At 38.2% G+C, this 17971-nt stretch carries 17 protein-coding genes; 12 read left to right on the top strand and 5 right to left on the bottom strand.

Features of this window, described 5'->3' with window-relative positions:
- Positions 1-5: 5 nt before the first annotated feature.
- Both NQZ71_RS16745 and NQZ71_RS16740 read left to right on the top strand, forming a co-directional pair.
- Complete coding sequence (locus NQZ71_RS16745) at positions 6-473, top strand: PTS sugar transporter subunit IIA (protein ID WP_144452131.1); 468 nt, start codon at positions 6-8, stop codon at positions 471-473.
- Between the two features lie 129 nt (positions 474-602).
- Positions 603-1409 (top strand): histidinol-phosphatase, encoded by an 807-nt coding sequence (locus NQZ71_RS16740; protein WP_144452521.1) that lies wholly within the window; start codon positions 603-605, stop codon positions 1407-1409.
- 37 nt (positions 1410-1446) lie between these two features.
- Here the strand turns inward: NQZ71_RS16740 and NQZ71_RS16735 are convergent, their stop codons facing one another.
- Positions 1447-2415 (bottom strand): Gfo/Idh/MocA family protein, encoded by a 969-nt coding sequence (locus tag NQZ71_RS16735; protein WP_260053619.1) that lies wholly within the window; start codon positions 2413-2415, stop codon positions 1447-1449.
- 244 nt (positions 2416-2659) lie between these two features.
- Here NQZ71_RS16735 and NQZ71_RS16730 point away from each other — a divergent pair, with 244 nt between their 5' ends.
- The 5 genes from NQZ71_RS16730 (at position 2660) to NQZ71_RS16710 (ending at position 7909) form a co-directional block, all read left to right on the top strand.
- A complete protein-coding gene (locus NQZ71_RS16730; protein WP_317011026.1) occupies positions 2660-4372 on the top strand; it encodes a methyl-accepting chemotaxis protein in 1713 nt (570 codons plus the stop codon).
- Positions 4373-4562: 190 nt separating this feature from the next.
- The gene (locus NQZ71_RS16725; protein ID WP_275004538.1) at positions 4563-5585 is read left to right on the top strand and encodes a C45 family autoproteolytic acyltransferase/hydrolase; all 1023 of its coding nucleotides are present in this window, start codon (positions 4563-4565) and stop codon (positions 5583-5585) included.
- Positions 5586-5704: 119 nt separating this feature from the next.
- A complete protein-coding gene (locus tag NQZ71_RS16720; protein WP_375545189.1) occupies positions 5705-6919 on the top strand; it encodes a Bcr/CflA family multidrug efflux MFS transporter in 1215 nt (404 codons plus the stop codon).
- Between the two features lie 133 nt (positions 6920-7052).
- Positions 7053-7487 (top strand): MarR family winged helix-turn-helix transcriptional regulator, encoded by a 435-nt coding sequence (locus NQZ71_RS16715; protein ID WP_144452136.1) that lies wholly within the window; start codon positions 7053-7055, stop codon positions 7485-7487.
- Between the two features lie 125 nt (positions 7488-7612).
- Positions 7613-7909 (top strand): putative quinol monooxygenase, encoded by a 297-nt coding sequence (locus tag NQZ71_RS16710; protein WP_127735548.1) that lies wholly within the window; start codon positions 7613-7615, stop codon positions 7907-7909.
- Positions 7910-7951: 42 nt separating this feature from the next.
- Here the strand turns inward: NQZ71_RS16710 and NQZ71_RS16705 are convergent, their stop codons facing one another.
- Positions 7952-8344 carry a tautomerase family protein gene (locus NQZ71_RS16705; protein WP_127735545.1) on the bottom strand — a complete coding sequence of 131 codons (393 nt, stop codon included), beginning with the start codon at positions 8342-8344 and terminating at the stop codon, positions 7952-7954.
- Positions 8345-8519: 175 nt separating this feature from the next.
- Between NQZ71_RS16705 and safA the strand changes: the two genes are divergently transcribed.
- From safA to NQZ71_RS16690, 3 genes are all read left to right on the top strand, one after another.
- Positions 8520-9110 carry a SafA/ExsA family spore coat assembly protein gene (safA, locus tag NQZ71_RS16700; protein ID WP_144452137.1) on the top strand — a complete coding sequence of 197 codons (591 nt, stop codon included), beginning with the start codon at positions 8520-8522 and terminating at the stop codon, positions 9108-9110.
- Positions 9111-9384: 274 nt separating this feature from the next.
- Positions 9385-10275: a cation diffusion facilitator family transporter gene (locus NQZ71_RS16695; RefSeq protein ID WP_127735539.1), complete on the top strand. Its 891-nt coding sequence runs from the start codon at positions 9385-9387 to the stop codon at positions 10273-10275.
- Between the two features lie 93 nt (positions 10276-10368).
- Positions 10369-11526 (top strand): ROK family transcriptional regulator, encoded by a 1158-nt coding sequence (locus tag NQZ71_RS16690; RefSeq protein WP_144452138.1) that lies wholly within the window; start codon positions 10369-10371, stop codon positions 11524-11526.
- A gap of 33 nt (positions 11527-11559) precedes the next feature.
- Here NQZ71_RS16690 and galT read toward each other — a convergent pair whose 3' ends face one another.
- The 3 genes from galT to NQZ71_RS16675 are packed head-to-tail and all read right to left on the bottom strand — an operon-like array spanning position 11560 to position 15225.
- Positions 11560-13041 (bottom strand): UDP-glucose--hexose-1-phosphate uridylyltransferase, encoded by a 1482-nt coding sequence (galT, locus tag NQZ71_RS16685; RefSeq protein ID WP_317011025.1) that lies wholly within the window; start codon positions 13039-13041, stop codon positions 11560-11562.
- Entirely contained in the window at positions 13038-14039 is a 1002-nt protein-coding gene (gene galE / locus NQZ71_RS16680; RefSeq protein ID WP_317011024.1) for a UDP-glucose 4-epimerase GalE, read from the bottom strand. Before galE ends, galT begins: the two co-directional genes overlap by 4 nt.
- 16 nt (positions 14040-14055) lie before the next feature.
- Complete coding sequence (locus NQZ71_RS16675; protein WP_317011023.1) at positions 14056-15225, bottom strand: galactokinase; 1170 nt, start codon at positions 15223-15225, stop codon at positions 14056-14058.
- 269 nt (positions 15226-15494) lie between these two features.
- Between NQZ71_RS16675 and NQZ71_RS16670 the strand changes: the two genes are divergently transcribed.
- Together NQZ71_RS16670 and NQZ71_RS16665 are read left to right on the top strand one after the other, a co-directional pair.
- Entirely contained in the window at positions 15495-16487 is a 993-nt protein-coding gene (locus NQZ71_RS16670; RefSeq protein ID WP_144452142.1) for a galactan degradation operon transcriptional regulator GanR, read from the top strand.
- Positions 16488-16672: 185 nt separating this feature from the next.
- Entirely contained in the window at positions 16673-17950 is a 1278-nt protein-coding gene (locus NQZ71_RS16665; RefSeq protein WP_144452143.1) for an arabinogalactan oligomer ABC transporter substrate-binding protein GanS, read from the top strand.
- Positions 17951-17971: the final 21 nt, after the last annotated feature.

The raw sequence follows: 17971 nt of genomic DNA, 5'->3' as shown, positions 1-17971 counted from the left end.
CCACGATGTTTAAAAACTTGTTCAAGAAAAATCAATCAAATTCTGAGGAAAGTAAGTTTATCCTGCCATTAGAAGGGAAGCTCCTTCCTATTGAGGAAGTGCCAGATCCAGTCTTTTCGCAAAAAATGATGGGCGACGGTGCAGCAATAGATCCAACAAATGGTACGCTAATATCACCAGTTGATGGACAGGTTGTCAATATATTCCCAACAAAACATGCAATAAGCTTAATGGACAATAACGGAAGAGAAATCCTAATTCATGTTGGATTAGATACTGTTACGTTAAAGGGAGAAGGCTTTACATCACATGTAGAAGATGGACAAAAGGTGAAACAAGGCCAAAAGCTGATGGATATTGATTTTGAAGCAATTAAAGGCAAAGTTCCTTCCATCATTACACCAATCATCTTCACAAACTTAAAAGAAAACGAAAAAGTAGTAATTGAAAACAACGAAATAAAAATTGTTTGAATATGAGGGCATGGAGGATTTCTCCATGTCTTTTTTGTATTCCAATCCGCCTCGCATGACAGTAGGAAACATGTTCGTATATACTTATTTTAAAATAGAGTTAACAAAGAGGAGTGGCATATGAAAAGCATCTTGTTTGATTTGCATACACATCATGACAGATGTGGTCATGCAATCGGAAAAATGGAAGAATACATTAAGTCAGGCATCGACAAAGGGCTTCATTATATTGGTATCTCAGATCATTCACCTTTGTTTTTCCATGAGGATGACAGGCCATTTCCCCGCTATTCCATGGCAAAGAGTGAGTTTGTGCATTATGTGGAGGAAGTGTTAAGGCTAAAGGAAGCTTATAAAGGGAAAATTGAGGTTCTGTTAGGAGTCGAAAGTGATTTTTATCCACACCATCTTCATTTATATACAAGAGAGTACGAGAAATATCCCTTTGACTATATCATTGGGTCTGTCCACTATGTGAACAAAAAAAGCATATTTGATAAGAGCAGATGGGATATGCTAACAGAGGCACAGCGAATTAAAGAAAAAGAGGATTACTATCAATTAATTCAGGAATCAGCAAAAAGCGGCGTTTTTCAAATATTAGGACATATTGATGCAATGAAAGGGTATTATCCGGCCTTTTCTGATATTCAAACACCAATCATTGATGAAACCCTTAAAATAATCGGCGAGTCAGGTGTCTCCATCGAAGTGAATACCTCCGGGAAAATGAAAGCAGTTGGCGGCTGGTATCCCTCTGACGATATGCTTGAGCGGGCTTTTTATTATAATGTCGATATAACATTCGGCTCAGATTCCCACACCCCAGAACGGATAGGGGATGATTTGTTTGAAGTACAAAAAAAGCTTAAGCAAATTGGCTATAAGGAAATGGTCTATTATGTAGGTCAAAAACGACAGACAGCACCGCTATAAAAAAAGCATGCAGCAATGTTTAGCTGCATGCCTTTTCTTATTCAAACGGGTAGCTTATACCCCATTGTTTTCGGACATCTGTCATGATTTCCATCACGTCAATACTTAATGGAAGTGTGGATGCCTGATCTTGATCTGCAATAAACCTCTCTATATCTTCAATTTCATAATGAAGGGCCTTAGCGGTTTCTCCTGCTTCAACAGTTTCTTGTGTGCCATCTAAGTAATGGATGGTGGCAATATTTGCTCTTGGGAAATCGGGAACGATAATATGACCATTATCTCCGGCAATAATGCCAAGCTTTTGTGTTCTTGCTCTCATTGCAAGTGTAACGACAGCCATTTCCTCATCCTTGTTTTTCAATATGATTCCTGATTGCTCATCAACACCAGTTGTATACTTTTTGACTGTTGTCAATATCTCATCAGGCTGTGAGGTAAGGAAGGATCTGGCGAAAGAAAGAGCATATGTACCAATATCCAACAATGCTCCACCTGCAAGTTCCATATTGAAATAACGATTTGTTGGATCATCCTCTTTTGAACTGCCAAATAATACATTTACCATTTTTAATTTGCCGATTTTTCCAGAGGATACTATTTCACGCAGCTTTTTATACAAAGGCATATGGTAAATAGTCATTGCTTCTGCTAATACAAGCTGTTTTTCTTGTGCCAGCTTAACAGCATCGAGAAGCTGTTCAGAACTGACAGTAATTGCTTTCTCACAAAAAACGTGTTTATTATTCTCAAGACTTTTCATGATGTATTCATAATGGTTAGAGTGTGGTGTTGCAATATAGACAACATCGATGCTGTCGTCTTGGAGCATTTCATCATAATTGCCATAAGCCTTTTGAATATTAAATTGCTCTGCAAATTGTTCCGCTTTTTCTAATGTGCGTGAACCAACTGCATATATGCTTCCATGAATATCATTTAACGCCTTCGCAAAATCAGCGGCAATGGACCCAGGTCCAAGAATAGCCCAATTCAATTGTTTCATATGCCCACCCCTTTAAATAGTCTAGTAGACGATTATTCCACATCAATGAATAATTCCCTATATTAGCCATTGTAAACCATTTTTCAAGTTATTTCCAATCTTGAAACTCGAAATTTAATGTAATATTATATCTACTCTATTGAAAAAATGCAAGGATATTAGTTTATGAAAAAAGCTAATCATTCATTGTGAGATGGACGATAAAAAAAGTAGGGGAAATAAATATAAAATGAGGAGAGAAGGCATGAAATTAGTAAAAAACAGTAAAATTTCAATAAAAATATTAATGATTATTATATTTAGTGCCATATCATTAATTACAGTCGGTTTCTATGCTATCAACGGCATGAAAAAAATGGCTGAAGGATCAGATGCGATGTATAACGATCGTTTGATTCCTAACACTTGGGTATCTAAAATTGTAAGTGATGATCAAGCGACAGACCGTTTTGTTCTGGAGCTGATGTTAAATGAGGATGATTCAAGAAACGAACAGCTAATTGAGTTGTATAATAAAGAAGCAGATGAAATAAATGAATATGTAAGCAAATTAGAGCAGCTTGATTTGTCAGCAGATGAAAAATCAGCACTTGATAAGTATAAACAATCACTGACTGATATTAGCGACACGACAGGTGAGGCACTTGACTTAGCATTGGAAAACAAAAATGCGGAAGCATATCGTCTTTATTCCCAAGAAGTTATCACAAAACGGGAAGAAATGACTGACCTGCTTGTATCATTACAGCAAGCTAATGAGGATCAGGCAAGTAAAATCGCTCAGGAAAATAAAGATAATTATAAGACAACCTTAGTGATTTCAGTAAGCATCATTGCAGTGTTCTTATTGTTGTCGGTACTATTTGGTTTTTATATTTCGAGAACAATTGCAAATCCTATTAAGAAGCTAAAAAATCTAATGGAAAAAGGCGAAAATGGTGATTTCTCCGAAAGAGTGGATTATCAATCTAAGGATGAAATAGGCTCACTTTCTGTCAGTTTCAATAGTATGGCTGATGGAATTAAAGAGCTTGTCGAAACAATCGGCGAAACATCTCAAGCACTTGCTTCCTCATCAGAGCAGTTAAGTGCAAGCTCTGAGGAAAGCAGCAAAGCAAGCGAGCATATTTCTGAAACGATCCAGGAGCTTGCAGCAAGCTCAGAAAATCAAATGACGTTAATGGCATCGAGCTCTGAAGGAATTAATAATGTAACTGGAAGCACAGAGAGAATTTCAGCAAACGCAGAGAAAGTAGCAGCAACAGCTGAAAATACAGCAGAAGCTTCCAAAAAAGGTCTGCGAAATATTGAGGAAGTTACTACACAGATGAATTCTATTAATACAAATGTTGGTAATCTTTCCGTGTCGATAAATACATTAGAAGGCCGTATTAAGGAAATCGGTGAAATTACGAAGGCAATAACGGACATTTCATCACAAACTAATCTATTGGCCCTTAATGCAGCAATTGAGGCGGCAAGAGCAGGAGAACAAGGAAAAGGATTCGCTGTTGTTGCTGATGAAGTAAGAAAGCTTGCAGAGCAATCGTCCCAATCCGCAGAACAAATAACAAGCCTTATCAGCCAAATCCAAGTGGATACGAAAACCACCATTCAATCAATGTCCACTGCGAAAAATGAAGTAGACTTAGGTTTAAATATCGTGCAAAATGCAGGGAATTCCTTTGGGGAAATTGAAGTATCTATTAATGACCTAGTAAAATTATTTGAAGAAGTTTTTGTTTCACTGAAGGAACTGAAGGATAATACAGATGTGATTAATGTATCTGTCATGGAAGTTAATAGCATGGCAGGAGAAGCGGCAGCAAATACAGAAAATGTGTCTGCGGCAACAGAAGAACAAGTGGCATCAATGGAAGAGATCGCAGCATCGTCCTCCTCTCTTGCGAATCTTGCCGAAAGTCTGCAAGAACTTATTCGTAAATTTAAAGTGTAATATAGAGATTTCCTAAAAAAGGCAAAGAGAGATATCTCTTTGCCTTTTTTTATTTCCACATTATGTTTCTCTACGTAAGCGATAGCTCAAAATTAATCTGTTTTAAAGGAGCAATAATTGACAGGTCTGATAAAGCTTTTTGTTATAAATTTAATTATATAAAGCAATTAAATTAAAGGGGGATATACAAATGACAAAATTACAGGCTCAAATTTGGCAGTTAAGAAAGAATTCTTTTGATATTGGGCAGGAATATGGCCTTTTTTTAAAAAAGAATCCTAAAACTTTGGAAATTTATAAACAAGTGACAAAGCCTGAAATTGATATGCGAAACATGGAAGCAATCTATTTGGAGCTTGCTCCATACATTTTGGAGGAGCTGCATGGTCTAGCGGATAAACTGGAAGTCAGTCTAGCTGAAGCGTCTGCACTGTTCAGTGGTTACGATGTCCCGAAAACAAAGGCAATGGGCTGTACGACATGGATTCATAATGGTGTATATACTAGAAACTACGATTTTTCTCCACTTTTATATGACGGGATTTTTTCATTAATTCAATCAAAAAACTATTATGCATCAGCAGGATATAATTTGCAGCTAATTGGCAGACATGACGGTATGAATGAAAAAGGTCTTGCCATCGGTTTTCACTTTGTCAGTAATGACGGATACACAAAAGGAGTTTCCCCATGGATAAGCTGCAGAATGGTGCTTGATCAATGTGCCACTGTAGAGGAGGCTGTAAGATTATTAGAAAGAATTCCTCATGCCAGTTGCTATAATTTTTCAATTGGAGATAAACTAGGGAATAAAGTTGCTGTGGAGACGAGTCCTGAAAAGGTAAAGGTCAGATTGGGGCAAGATTCACTTGCCTGTACCAATCATTTTCTAACGGAAGCAATGTCATGCAAAAACCGTGCCTATATAGAGGGCTCACTTAAAAGGCAAATGCATTTGGATGAATGGAACTATCCTAATATGCAGCAGCAGGAGATATTTGATTATTTCCGTGCAGACAACTCTCCGTTGTTTTTTACTGATTATGACAACTTTTTTGGCACGCTCCATACCTTTTCCTATTCTTTTAAGGATCATTTCATTATGACGTGTCTTGCCGGAAGTGATGAGCCTCTTCTTGTGGATTTTAAAAAGTGGGTGGAAGGGGAAAATATTTCTGAAACAGAACTAACAGGAAATATGCCAAAAGCTTAGCTTATGGAAATATTTTATATAAAAGTATCTTATTTATCTATTCAAAGGGAGGATATCAAGTTATGATAGTAGCTAGTAAACTAATAAATTATTTAAACGACTAGGAAGGTGGAAGGATTTTGCCCGATTTACTTAAAAAAAATAATAGGCTTCGTTTAGCATTTTTGCTCGGTTCACTTGCCATTTTAGGCCCGCTTACAATCGATATGTATCTGCCATCCTTTCCGACAATTGTAGAGGATTATGGAACAACGGCGTCACTTGTCCAAATTTCTTTGACAACATGTCTGCTGGGATTAGGAGCAGGTCAGCTTGTAATTGGTCCAATGAGTGATGTGATTGGAAGGAGAAAACCTTTAGTTATATTTTTGATTGTCTACTTAATCGCCTCTGTAATTTGTTCCTTTGCCCCTAACATTTATTTCTTTATTGCTGCACGCTTTATCCAAGGTTTTTCAGCTGCTGGCGGTATTGTTATCTCAAGAGCGATTGTTCGTGATGTTTACAGTGGCAAAGAACTGACAAAATTCTTTGCGTTGTTAATGCTTGTTAATAATCTTGGCCCGATATTAGCACCTGTTGCCGGAAGCACCATCCTGCGCTTTGGCAATTGGAATATCGTATTTCTTGTCCTTGCATGTGTTGGGGTTGTACTGTCCTTAATCGTGTCTTTAAGGCTTACAGAAACACTTCCTCCTGAAAAGAGGGTGCCAAGCAATATTGGGCAAATCCTGAAAAACTTTGGTTCACTTTTGAAAGATCGCCAGTTTAGAGGATATGCTCTCACACAAGGTTTTATTGTTGCAGGTATCTTTGCATATGTTTCTGGCACACCATTTGTCTATCAAAATATTTACGGTGTATCACCAACAACATTCAGCTTGCTGTTTGGGATGAACGGGATTGCTTTGATGATTGGCTCCCAGTTAGTTGGAAGGTATGCAGATGTTTTATCTGAAAAAACATTTCTGCAGATAGGCTTATTCATCGCAAATATATCTGGAATCATTTTGTTAATAGCACTTTTGCTTCAAGCACCATTACTGGCAATTGTTATTCCAATTTTCTTTTTTGTATCATCCATCGGCATTATTTCGACAACTTCGTTTTCATTGGCAATGGATACTCAAGGGCATATTGCTGGAAGTGCGTCTGCATTACTTGGCTTACTGCCATTTATTCTTGGATCTATTTCGGCTCCGCTTGTAGGAATTGCCGGAGAACAAACAGCTATTCCAATGGGAGCAATTATGTTCCTCGCAAGCTTTTTGGCATTGATTTCTTATTATGGGTTAGTCAGAAGAGGACGCCGCGTTATCGGTTCACCGCAGTAAATGCTTAACCGCTTCGAAAATATCGGAGCGGTTTTTATTTGCGTATTTATTCTTTGACAATCGGGAAAAATAGGTTTATATTTGATATATCAATTATTGACATGTCAACTAATTGTTTTGGAAGGAGAGTTCTATGCGTGATAATTGCGTTATCCAGCTCCAGATTTTTTATCAGCTCCAAAAGCTGAACAATAATGTTAATTCGAAATTTGAATCATGTCTAGGCTCAAGCCCTACGAGAATTGAAATTCTGCACCAGCTTTATAATGCAGATGAAATCAGTCAAAGTACCCTTCAGAAAGAAATCAATATTGATAATGCAGCGGTTACGCGGCATTTGAAGCAGCTGGAAGCAGCAGGACTTGTTTCACGAAGGAAAAAAGCAGAGGACAACCGTGTTACATTGGTAAGCTTAACAAGTAGTGGCAGACAAGAGATTGCTGCATCGCTCCAAGCGAAAAAAAGCTTTATTGAACAAACGTTAAGCGGCTTTAGTGCCAGTGAGCAGGAAATACTGCTGGACATGCTTTCGCGCCTTAGTAAAAATGTATCTACAGTAGAAATTTAGAAAGATAAGTCTCTAAAGAGTTTGGTATCATTTTTTGGTGCTCATTTCATTAAGTCTATCTTTTCAGTTTCACCATACTGTAGTAACCATTAAATAATAAAGAAGATTATAAGGAGGAAATAACGATGTTTGTTATTCATGCAAAAATGAAATTACAAGAAGGTAAAGAAGCAGCATTTTTAGAAGAAGTGAGCACACTTGTTAAAGCGTCTCGCGAAGAAGAAGGCAATATTTCTTATCAGCTTGTAAAAAGCGTAGAAGAAGAAAATACTTTTATTATGATTGAAGGCTGGAAAGATCAAGCAGCAATTGAACAACACAATGCAAGCAGTCATTTCCAAGGCTTCGTTTCTAAAGCTGGAGAATATTTGGCAGCACCGCTTGAGGCAGAAGTATTCCAAGCAGAGAAATTAGCACTATAATTATAGATGCAAAAGGGCAGAGAAGTTATCTCTGCCCTTTTATTATGTCAGTTTGCCAGTCAAAAACTGAGCTTCTCCGTATCCGAAGCTCCAGTCTTCATCCCCGTTTATTGTAAAGGATACCATTACATCATTAGCGGTAATTCCGCAATGTTGTTCAAGCTCGTTTGTTAGGTTTTTGTAGAATGTTTGCTTTTGGTCAGCGGTCCTGTGTCTGCTTGTAATGCTGATAAGCAAGACGTTTTCACTTCTCGAGAAGCCAAGTCCAGTGTCTTGGACAATCATTTCATACGGTTTGTGCTGGGAAACAATCTGGTATCTATCTCTTTCTGGTACCTGGAATGCCTCTACCATAACACGATGAGTAACATCCAATATTTTTGTAATTTCTGTTTCGGACCTTCCTTCAAGCATATCAAAGCGTATTAACGGCATATTATCCTCTCCTATTGCTGTTGATTTTATATACCAACATATTATCATTAATTAACCAAAATGTCACCATAATATCATCTTTTTTATGTGATTATTTCTTCTTATGCATGTCGGAATCTTTTTGTATATTTTTACCGAAAAAGACGCATCTTATCACCGATAAGGAGGTGATAAGATGAAAAAGATATTGATGGCAATACTATGTTTATTTGCTATTCCTACAATGGCCTTTGCTGATACATATACAGTTAAAAGCGGAGATTCTATGTGGAAAATAGCTGTTAAATATCAAATTGGACTGCGAGAGATCATTGGGGCCAACCCTCAAATTAAAACTCCAAGCCTGATATATCCAGGCCAAACCTTGAACATTCCGAATATCGATTCTGTTAAAACGGTGGAGCGTGAAGTAATTCGTCTTTGTAATATTGAAAGGCAAAAAGCAGGCCTTAAACCTTTAACTGAGAATTGGGAGTTATCAAGGGTTGCGAGAGATAAATCAATGGATATGGCTCAGAAGAATTATTTCAGCCATACTAGTCCAACATATGGATCGCCTTTCGATATGATGAAAGCATATGGAATCAGCTATAAATCCGCTGGTGAGAATATTGCTAAAGGACAAACAACCGCACAGCAGGTTGTTACTTCGTGGATGAATTCAAGCGGCCACAGAGCAAATATTTTGAGCAGCTCCTTCACTCAGATTGGTGTCGGTTATTATGCGTCAGGGCATTATTGGACTCAAATGTTTATTTCTAAATAAGTTTTTGATTATTGCCGCAGATAATTAGGCGGCAATAATCTCCTCTACATATATTCTCCTTGCTTAATTTGAAGAAAATGATTCATTCCCCTAAAAGCAAACAGGGTGAAAGAATAGGTCATTTTTGTTGCTGAACGTACAATAGATGGAAGATTAAATTCAGGAACAAAGTTTTGGCAAGATAAATAGTTGTGGCTTGTACCAACAATTTTTCTCTAGACCCATAAGGTCTGCTTTTGTTAAGATACAATGGTGATTTTTTTAGAGGGGAAGTATGGCTTTGTCAACAAGAGAACAGTTAGCGAAAAAAGTAGCTTGGATTAGTGTTATAAGTAACATTTTATTAACAATAGGAAAACTGGTAATAGGCTGGGCAGCAAACAGTGATGCAGTTTTTGCAGATGGAATTCACTCTGCTGCAGATGTATTTGCCTCTGTCATCGTTTTGTTCGTGATTAAAATTGCAAACAAGCCTGCTGACCTTGAGCATCCGTATGGGCATGGAAAAGCGGAGGTTATTGTATCAGGTATTGTCGGTATTGTTCTGTTTGCCGTATCATTATATGTTGTTTACGAAGCGATTATCGGCCTGTTTCATCCGATTACAGCACCTAATATACTTGCAATGTGGATTGCGATTATTTCATATGGCGCCAAAGAATACTTATACAGATACAGCATGAAAATTGCTAAGGAACAAAAGAGTAAGGCAATTGAAGCAATTGCTTTTGACCACAAAGCCGATATTGTCGCAAGCATTGCCGCAGCAGTTGGGGTTATTCTTTCTATTATAGGGGATAAGTTTGACATAAAGTTTTTGCTGTTTGGTGATAAAGTTGCGAGTATCATTGTGGCATACTTAATTTTCAAAATTTCGAAGGAAATGTTGAAAGAGGCCTTTGATATCTTGCTTGAACGGAATATTGATTCAGCTATTTTGAAGGATTATGAAAGTATCATCGCATCTTTCTCTGAAGTGAAAAGAATAGACAGGCTAAGAGCAAGGGAACACGGACATTATGTTCTTGTCGATTTACGAATTTCCATTGACCATGACAAAACAATCAAGGAAGGTCATGATCTGTCGCGAGAAATAAAAAAGAAGCTGATGAAAAAGCATGACAATATTGAAGAAGTGCTCATCCATTTGAATCCATACTATTAATTAGCCTGAGGCTGACCCTTTGGAAAGGGCGGCTTAAGGCTATTGTGCTATAATAAGGGATATATAAGGATTTTTTAGATGGAGGATTTTTTAGTGGAACGTGGCAGTTTTCAATGGATGAAGTCTGTTAATAAGACGATCATTTTAAACAAAATCAGGTTGTCAGAGCCGATCTCAAGAGCGCAAATTGCTAAGGAAACAAAGCTGACTCCCCCAACTGTCAGCAGCATAGTCAGGGAGTTGATGACAGAAGGTCTTGTAATAGAAACAATGCTTGGAGAATCGAGCGGCGGCCGTAAACCAACAATGCTTCATATTAACAGCAAGGCTTTTTTTGCGATTGGGGTTGATGCAGGTCCTGAAACAGTCGATTGTGTGATTACGGATTTAACTGGCGAAATTTATTACCGTAATACAGCAGCACTGCAAATGCCAATTACAAATGAAGAGTTTGTCGAAACATTAAAGCAAGCTGTATACGGTCTGTTTGCTTGTTCCAAAATGGACAGAGACCAGGTAATCGGGATTGGCATGGCAATGCATGGTGTTGTGGATGTGGAGGCAGGAGAGGTGCTTGTTGCTCCCAATATCAATTTAAGGAATATTCGTGTAAAAGAGGCGCTTGAGAAGGAATTCGGATTGGCTATTAAGATTGAAAATGATGCAAGAGCAATGGCATTAGGAGAGTCGTGGTTTGGCGGACACGGCAGTGTCGACAGTATGGTGGCAATTAACATTGGCAGAGGTGTTGGCGCAGGAATCGTATTAAATGGTCAACTGCATCATGGAGCGCAAGGCATTGCTGGTGAGTTTGGTCATATGACCATCGATTTGCACGGTGCTGTTTGTGAATGTGGTAATCGAGGCTGCCTTCAAACATTAGTAAGTGGAATTGCGATTGCGGAGAGGTCGATGGAGTTTTGCGGGGAGCGGATAACAGGAGAGGAAATTTACGCTTTAGCGCAAACGGGAAGTAAAATGCATGCGGATTTTCTAGCTGAAATTGGTGAAACGATTGGAATTGGATTAACGAACTTCATTCATTTATTGAATCCAGATAGAATTGTTTTGGGTGGCGGTGTCATGAAAAGCAAACAATATTTGCTGCCTGCCATCAAACGGAAAATCGAAAAGACAGCCTTAACGAAGACAGCGGCGAAAACAGAAGTGATAGCCACGAGCTTAGGGGATGATGCAACCGTCCTTGGAGCTGTTTCCTTATTGCTTGTTGAGCTGTTTGACCAAAGCTAAAAAGCTGAACCGAATTGGTTCAGCTTTTTTGTGCTAGTTCAATGTGTCGAGGAAGGCTTGAAAGGATTTTCTTTCTTTAAAAACACCTGCATCTTCAAGTACTCTAACGAACTTTTTACTTAGCTCTTTACGAACAATTTGATCTGCTTCTTCTAATGACGATATTGTCCCATATTCTTTTACCATGTTATTTGCCCAGTCTTGATGATATTCATTGACGCTATTCTCCTTGCCAAGTAAAAGCAATGTGATTTCATGAAGCTCTTCCTTAAGTCGTGGCGGAAGAACCGCAAGACCCATTACCTCAATCAAACCAATGTTCTCCTTTTTGATATGATGAACATCTGCATGAGGATGAAAGATGCCAAGAGGATGCTCCTCTGTCGTCCGATTATTTCGCAAAACAAGGTCTAGCTCAAAATAACCATCTCGATTTCTCGCAATCGGAGTAATCGTGTTATGTGGAACACCATCTGTATATGCATGAATATTTGCTTGGTTATCTGTATAGCTTCGCCACGTTTTAAGAATAAAGTCTCCTGCATCAACTAGGTCTGCGATGTGTTTTCCTTTTAGCCTGATGACTGACATTGGCCATTTCAGAACAGATGCAGCAATATGGGGAAAGCCTGTTAAGGTAAATGCAAAGCTTTCCTCCGCTCTTGTCATCGCAAACTCATAAGAACCGCCTTGATAATGGTCATGGCTGAGGATGGAGCCGCCCACAATTGGTAAATCTGCGTTAGAGCCGATGAAATAATGTGGATACTGTTTTGTAAAAAGCAGCAGCCTTTCAAAGGCATGGCGGTCAATCTTCATATCCCTATGTTCGTCTGAAAACACGATGCTATGCTCATTGTAATAAACGTATGGTGAGTATTGTAAATTCCATGTCTCCCCAGCAAGCTCTAATGGAATAATACGGTGGTTCGATCTGGCAGGATGGCCGATTCGACCTGCATATCCTTCGTTTTCTTTACAAAGCAGGCACTTTGGGTATTTGACATCTTGTTTCATCGCACGTTCCCGCTTAATTTCCTCTGGGTCCTTTTCAGGCTTTGATAAATTAATCGTAATGTCCATAAGCCCATAATCTGTATCCATTTTATAAGAAATATTATTTTTGATTCGATTCAATTGAATATAGTTGCTGTTCTTGCTCAGTTCGTAAAAATATTCCGTTGCAGCAACAGGAGATTCTTTATATTTCTTGTAAAAGGTGTCTCTAATAACAGAGGGGCGTGCCAAAAAGCAGTTCATAATATTAGCAGCCAAAATTTCCTTTATATCTACTAGATTCTCGATGACACCTTGAGTTGTCGCATAGGAAACAATCCAGTCGATTATGTCGGCAATTGTGAGCTGAGATAAATCCTCACTAGCAATCTCCTCTGTATAATCATCAAGCTTTAAGAGCTGTAGCACTTGGTTTCTAGCGTATATGGCATCTGCGGATTCCATTAGCTTTGCCTCTTGTGCTTTAAGAACAAGTGTGTCGATATAAGCAAATATCATATATTCACTTCCTTTAAATACCCGTCCGGATGGGACAAATGCCAGCTCCAGGCATCACTTACAATTTGCTCAATTGATGTGCGTGTAGGATTCCAGCCTAACACTTGTCTCGCTTTTAGCGAGCTTGCAATCAAAGTGCTTGGATCACCGGCGCGGCGCGGACCAATAACAGCAGGGATTTCTCGCCCTGTTATTTTCCGTGCTGCAGCAATGAGCTCTTTAACCGAAAAGCCTTGGCTGCTGCCTAGATTGAAAATATCACTGCTTCCGTTCGTTTTTAAATAGTTTAAGGCTAATAAATGGGCATCAATGAGATCTTCCACATGAATATAATCTCTGATGCATGTGCCGTCAGGTGTATTATAGTCATCACCATATATCATGACAGAAGGGCGTTTGTTTAATGCAGCCTGCAGGATAATTGGGATAAGATGTGTCTCAGGGTCATGGTCTTCCCCGATTTCCCCAGTACTTCTTGCACCTGCCACATTGAAATAACGAAGAGAAACGTATTTTATACCATAGGCTTTATCGGCCCATTCCATCATTTTTTCCATCGCCCGCTTTGTTTCTCCGTATGGATTAGCAGGATTAGTCGGCATATCCTCCGTAATCGGCACAGTATTTGGTTCTCCATAGGTTGCTGCTGTTGAGGAAAATACAATGTTTTTTACATTAAATTCAACCATTGTTTGCAGGAGCAATTGCGTTCCGTGCACATTATTATCATAATATTTAAGGGGATTTTCCATTGATTCCCCAACAAGTGAGTTTGCGGCAAAGTGAATAACGGCATTGATTTCTTCCTTTGCAAACACTGTGCGAAGAAAATCAATATCACGTATATCCCCCTTGTAAAAGCCTACATTAGGATGTAATGCCTGCTTGTTGCCAGTCTCCAAATTATCAATAACAACTACTTTTTCTCCACTGTCATGGAGCTGATGGACAGCATGTGAACCGACATATCCTGCCCCGCCAACAACTAAAATGCTCATAAATTAACCCACCTTTTTAAATTTCTTTTGCTCCATCACCGATAGCTGCTGTGTAAAAGGAAGCCTCATAGCCAATCTTTTCTTTATAAATGTCATTAATATTCTTTTTGAAGTCTTCGTGTTTATCACTTTCAACAATGGCAATTGCACAGCCTCCAAACCCAGCACCAGTCATACGTGCACCGATTACTCCAGCTTGACTCCAGGCAGCTTCTACAATTGTATCCAGCTCTATACCAGTTACCTCGTAATCGTCTTTAAGGCTTGTATGTGATTGGTTCATAAGCTCACCAAATCTAGTTAAATTACCGTTATTTAATTCGGAGAGCGCTTCTAATGTGCGCGCATTTTCATAGACAGCGTGTTTTGCGCGTTTTTGATTAATAGGATCTTTAATAAGGTGCTGTGCCTTTTCAAAATCCTCTGGTGTTAATTCACCTAAACTTTCAATCTTAAGCTCTGATTGCAAATCACGCAATGCGGCTTCACATTGCGAGCGGCGTTCATTATATTTCGAACCGGCAAGGGTGCGCTGCTTATTTGTATTGATAATCATAATTACATGGTTTGCTAACTGAATTGGTGCATATTTATATTCTAATGTTTGGCAGTTTAGTAGAATAGCAGAATCCTTTTTACCCATTCCGATTGCAAACTGGTCCATGATTCCGCTGTTAACACCGATGTATTCATTTTCAACCTTTTGGCCAAGCTTAATCATCGGTATCCTTTCAATCGAAAGGTCAAAAAGCCCTTGAAGAAGGACGCCTGTTACAAGCTCGATAGAAGCGGAGGAGGATAGTCCGGCGCCATTAGGAATATTCCCATAAAATAAGATATCTGCACCTGAATCGATTGGATAGCCGGCCTTTTGTAAATGAAGAATCATTCCTTTCGGATAATTCGCCCAATCATCGGACCTTTTGTATTCTAATGCAGCTAAATCACATTCAATGATACCGCTCTCAGAAAAGTTCGCAGAATAAAAGCGAAACTTAGAATCGTTGCGTTTTATTGCCAAGGCATATGTTCCATAAGAAATAGAAGCAGGGAAGACATGACCGCCATTATAGTCAGTATGTTCACCAATCAGGTTAATTCTGCCTGGTGCAAAAAACGTCCGCGGCTTCTTATCTGTATGAAAAATTGACTGAAAAGTTTCAAGTAAAGGAAAGTTTGTATTCATAATAGCCTCCTGTTTTAGTCTGTATTTTAACTTTGTTAATTAATTTAATTAAGTCTATGTTCAGATTACTACTAATTTTCTAGGGACGCAATAAAAATCCTTTTAAATTTAAAAATTAGCGTGTTTTTAAAAAAGAGTTTACATAAGAATCAATATTTAATATAATTTAGTAAAAAATAAGTAAAAAAATTTACTGGTACTAAAAACGATATTATTTATTTCATTACATCACATAAAAATGGTCAATGATAATTGCATGGAGGTAAAAGATGGCTACCATTAAAGATATTGCAGAAGAATCGGGATTTTCCGTTTCGACCGTTTCCCGCGTTTTAAATAACGATAAAAACTTATCTGTACCGGATGAAACGAGAGAGAAAATTTATGAAGTGGCAGAAAAGCTTAATTACCGTAAAAAGACTGTAAGACCACTTGTGAAAAATATTGCTTTTTTATATTGGCTGACAGATACAGAAGAGCTAGAGGATATTTATTTCAAGGATATGAGGCTTGAAATTGAAAAGTCAGCAAAAAAAGCAAACGTGGAAATGTCTACATATAAAATATCAGAAGGAATCGATAATATTCCAGATACAATAGAAGGATTTATCGCAGTCGGCTCCTTTTCTGATGCCGAATTAGCTTACTTAAGAGGGATTACAGCAAATGGAGTGTTTATTGATACTACTCCTGATTCTGATCACTATGACTCGGTTCGTCCCGATTTGGCACAAATAACAAAAAAAACAATCGATTTTCTAATGGAAAAAGGTCATAAAGAAATCGGTTTAATAAGCGGAACTTATCATAATCCAAATACAGATGAGGACGAAATGGATATAAGAGAAAAAATGTTCCGTGAAATCATGCAGGAAAAAGGATTGCTTAATGAAAAGTACATATTTTGCCGAAGAGGATTTTCGGTGGAAAATGGTTATACACTAATGTCAAGAGCAATCCAAAAGCTAGGAGACGACATGCCGACAGCCTTCTTCACAGCAGCTGATCCAATCGCTGTTGGGAGTCTGCAGGCATTAAATGAACATGGAATTTCTATTCCAAGCAGGGTGAGTGTAATCAGTATAAATAATATCAGCATTGCAAAGTACATATCGCCTCCATTAACAACCTTTCATATTGATATGAAGGAGATATGTAAAAACGCCATTGCCTTATTATTAGAAAGAGTTCTTGATAAAAGAAAAATTGTAAAAACATTATATCTCGGCTCAGAGCTTATCGTTAGGAGAAGTACAAATTAACAAAAAACCGACACTTAAAAAAGGTGTCGGTTTTTTGTGTAGAAAAATAGTTTCGTAAAATTATTTACTTAATAAAGTAAATTAATTGTTTACATATTTTGTTGTCGGTGCTATATTGATTTTAGTGAAACGCTTTCACCAATAAACTTACAAATAGGATAACTATTGGAAAGGATGTCCCATATATGAAAAAGTTCCAAAAGTATTTCAGCCTAATAGGCGGTATTGCCTTAACTTTATCACTAGCAGCCTGCGGACCTGAAGAAAGCGGAGGCTCAAGCGGCCAGAAAGCTTCCTCGAATAAAGACTATGATCTATTAGTCTGGGAAGATATTGAAAAATCAGCAGGTATTAAAGACATTGTAGCAAAGTTTGAGGAAGAAAATGATGTTACAGTAAAAATTGTCGAAAAACCATATGCAAAACAAATTGAGGATTTGCGGTTAGATGGACCAGCTGGAACTGGACCAGATGTTTTAACAATGGCAGGTGACCAAATTGGAACAGCTGTTACAGAGGGATTGATTAAAGAGCTTGCTGTTGACGATAGCACTCAATCTATTTATACAGAAGCAGCACTACAGTCACAGCTGGTTGATGGGAAAGTATACGGCTTGCCAAAAGCAGTTGAAACAACAGTCCTTTATTATAATAAAGATTTGATTTCTGAGGAAGAACTGCCAAAAACATTAGATGAATGGTATGAATATTCGAAGCAAAATACATCTGGAGATAAATACGGCTTCCTTGCTTTATTTGACCAGATTTATTATGCACAAAGTGTAATGAGCGGATATGGCGGCTATATTTTCGGTAAAGATGAAAGCGGTGCCTATAATCCGGAAGATATTGGTTTGAATAGTGCAGGTGCATTAGAAGGCGCGGAATACATCCAAAAGTTTTATAAAGAAGGATTATTCCCAGCAGGAATTATCGGCGAACAAGGAATTAACGTACTAGAATCCCTGTTTACAGAAGGGAAGGCAGCAGCGATTATTTCCGGTCCTTGGAATGTGGAGCCATTCAAAAAAGCTGGAATTAACTACGGTGTTGTTAAATTGCCTGAGCTTTCAAATGGTAAAAACATGAGTGCATTTATTGGAGTGAAAAGCTATAACGTTAGTACTTATTCACAAAATGCAGAACTCGCTGAAAAGCTTGCCGTATATTTGACGAATGAAGAAAATTCAAAAACAAGATTTGAACTAACACAAGAAGTGCCAGCTGTACAGGCGTTGGCAGATGATTCAGCTGTGAAAGAAAGTGAAGTAGCTAAAGCAGTTGCAGAGCAATCCCAATTTTCTGAGCTTACACCGAATATCCCAGAAATGAATGAAGTTTGGACACCGGTTGATGCTGCCCTGCAAACGATCGCAACAGGCAAGGCAGAGCCTAAAGATGCACTAAAACAGGCAGTTGAGACAGTTAAAGGACAGATTGAAGCGAAGCATAGCGGCAACTAAACAAAAGGCTAGTGCCAAACA

This window comes from Niallia taxi (genome assembly GCF_032818155.1).
Classification (GTDB): Bacteria; Bacillota; Bacilli; order Bacillales; family Cytobacillaceae; genus Niallia; species Niallia taxi_A.
This window is presented reverse-complemented; position numbering and strand designations above follow the sequence as displayed.

Coding starts and splice junctions, on each gene's coding strand:
- NQZ71_RS16745 (WP_144452131.1), top strand. CDS start 6: ATGTTTAAAAACTTGTTCAAGAAAAATCAATCAAATTCTGAGGAAAGT.
- NQZ71_RS16735 (WP_260053619.1), bottom strand. CDS start 2,415: ATGAAACAATTGAATTGGGCTATTCTTGGACCTGGGTCCATTGCCGCT.
- NQZ71_RS16730 (WP_317011026.1), top strand. CDS start 2,660: ATGAAATTAGTAAAAAACAGTAAAATTTCAATAAAAATATTAATGATT.
- NQZ71_RS16725 (WP_275004538.1), top strand. CDS start 4,563: ATGACAAAATTACAGGCTCAAATTTGGCAGTTAAGAAAGAATTCTTTT.
- NQZ71_RS16715 (WP_144452136.1), top strand. CDS start 7,053: ATGCGTGATAATTGCGTTATCCAGCTCCAGATTTTTTATCAGCTCCAA.
- NQZ71_RS16710 (WP_127735548.1), top strand. CDS start 7,613: ATGTTTGTTATTCATGCAAAAATGAAATTACAAGAAGGTAAAGAAGCA.
- NQZ71_RS16705 (WP_127735545.1), bottom strand. CDS start 8,344: ATGCCGTTAATACGCTTTGATATGCTTGAAGGAAGGTCCGAAACAGAA.
- safA (WP_144452137.1), top strand. CDS start 8,520: ATGAAAAAGATATTGATGGCAATACTATGTTTATTTGCTATTCCTACA.
- NQZ71_RS16695 (WP_127735539.1), top strand. CDS start 9,385: ATGGCTTTGTCAACAAGAGAACAGTTAGCGAAAAAAGTAGCTTGGATT.
- galT (WP_317011025.1), bottom strand. CDS start 13,041: ATGATATTTGCTTATATCGACACACTTGTTCTTAAAGCACAAGAGGCA.
- galE (WP_317011024.1), bottom strand. CDS start 14,039: ATGAGCATTTTAGTTGTTGGCGGGGCAGGATATGTCGGTTCACATGCT.
- NQZ71_RS16675 (WP_317011023.1), bottom strand. CDS start 15,225: ATGAATACAAACTTTCCTTTACTTGAAACTTTTCAGTCAATTTTTCAT.
- NQZ71_RS16670 (WP_144452142.1), top strand. CDS start 15,495: ATGGCTACCATTAAAGATATTGCAGAAGAATCGGGATTTTCCGTTTCG.
- NQZ71_RS16665 (WP_144452143.1), top strand. CDS start 16,673: ATGAAAAAGTTCCAAAAGTATTTCAGCCTAATAGGCGGTATTGCCTTA.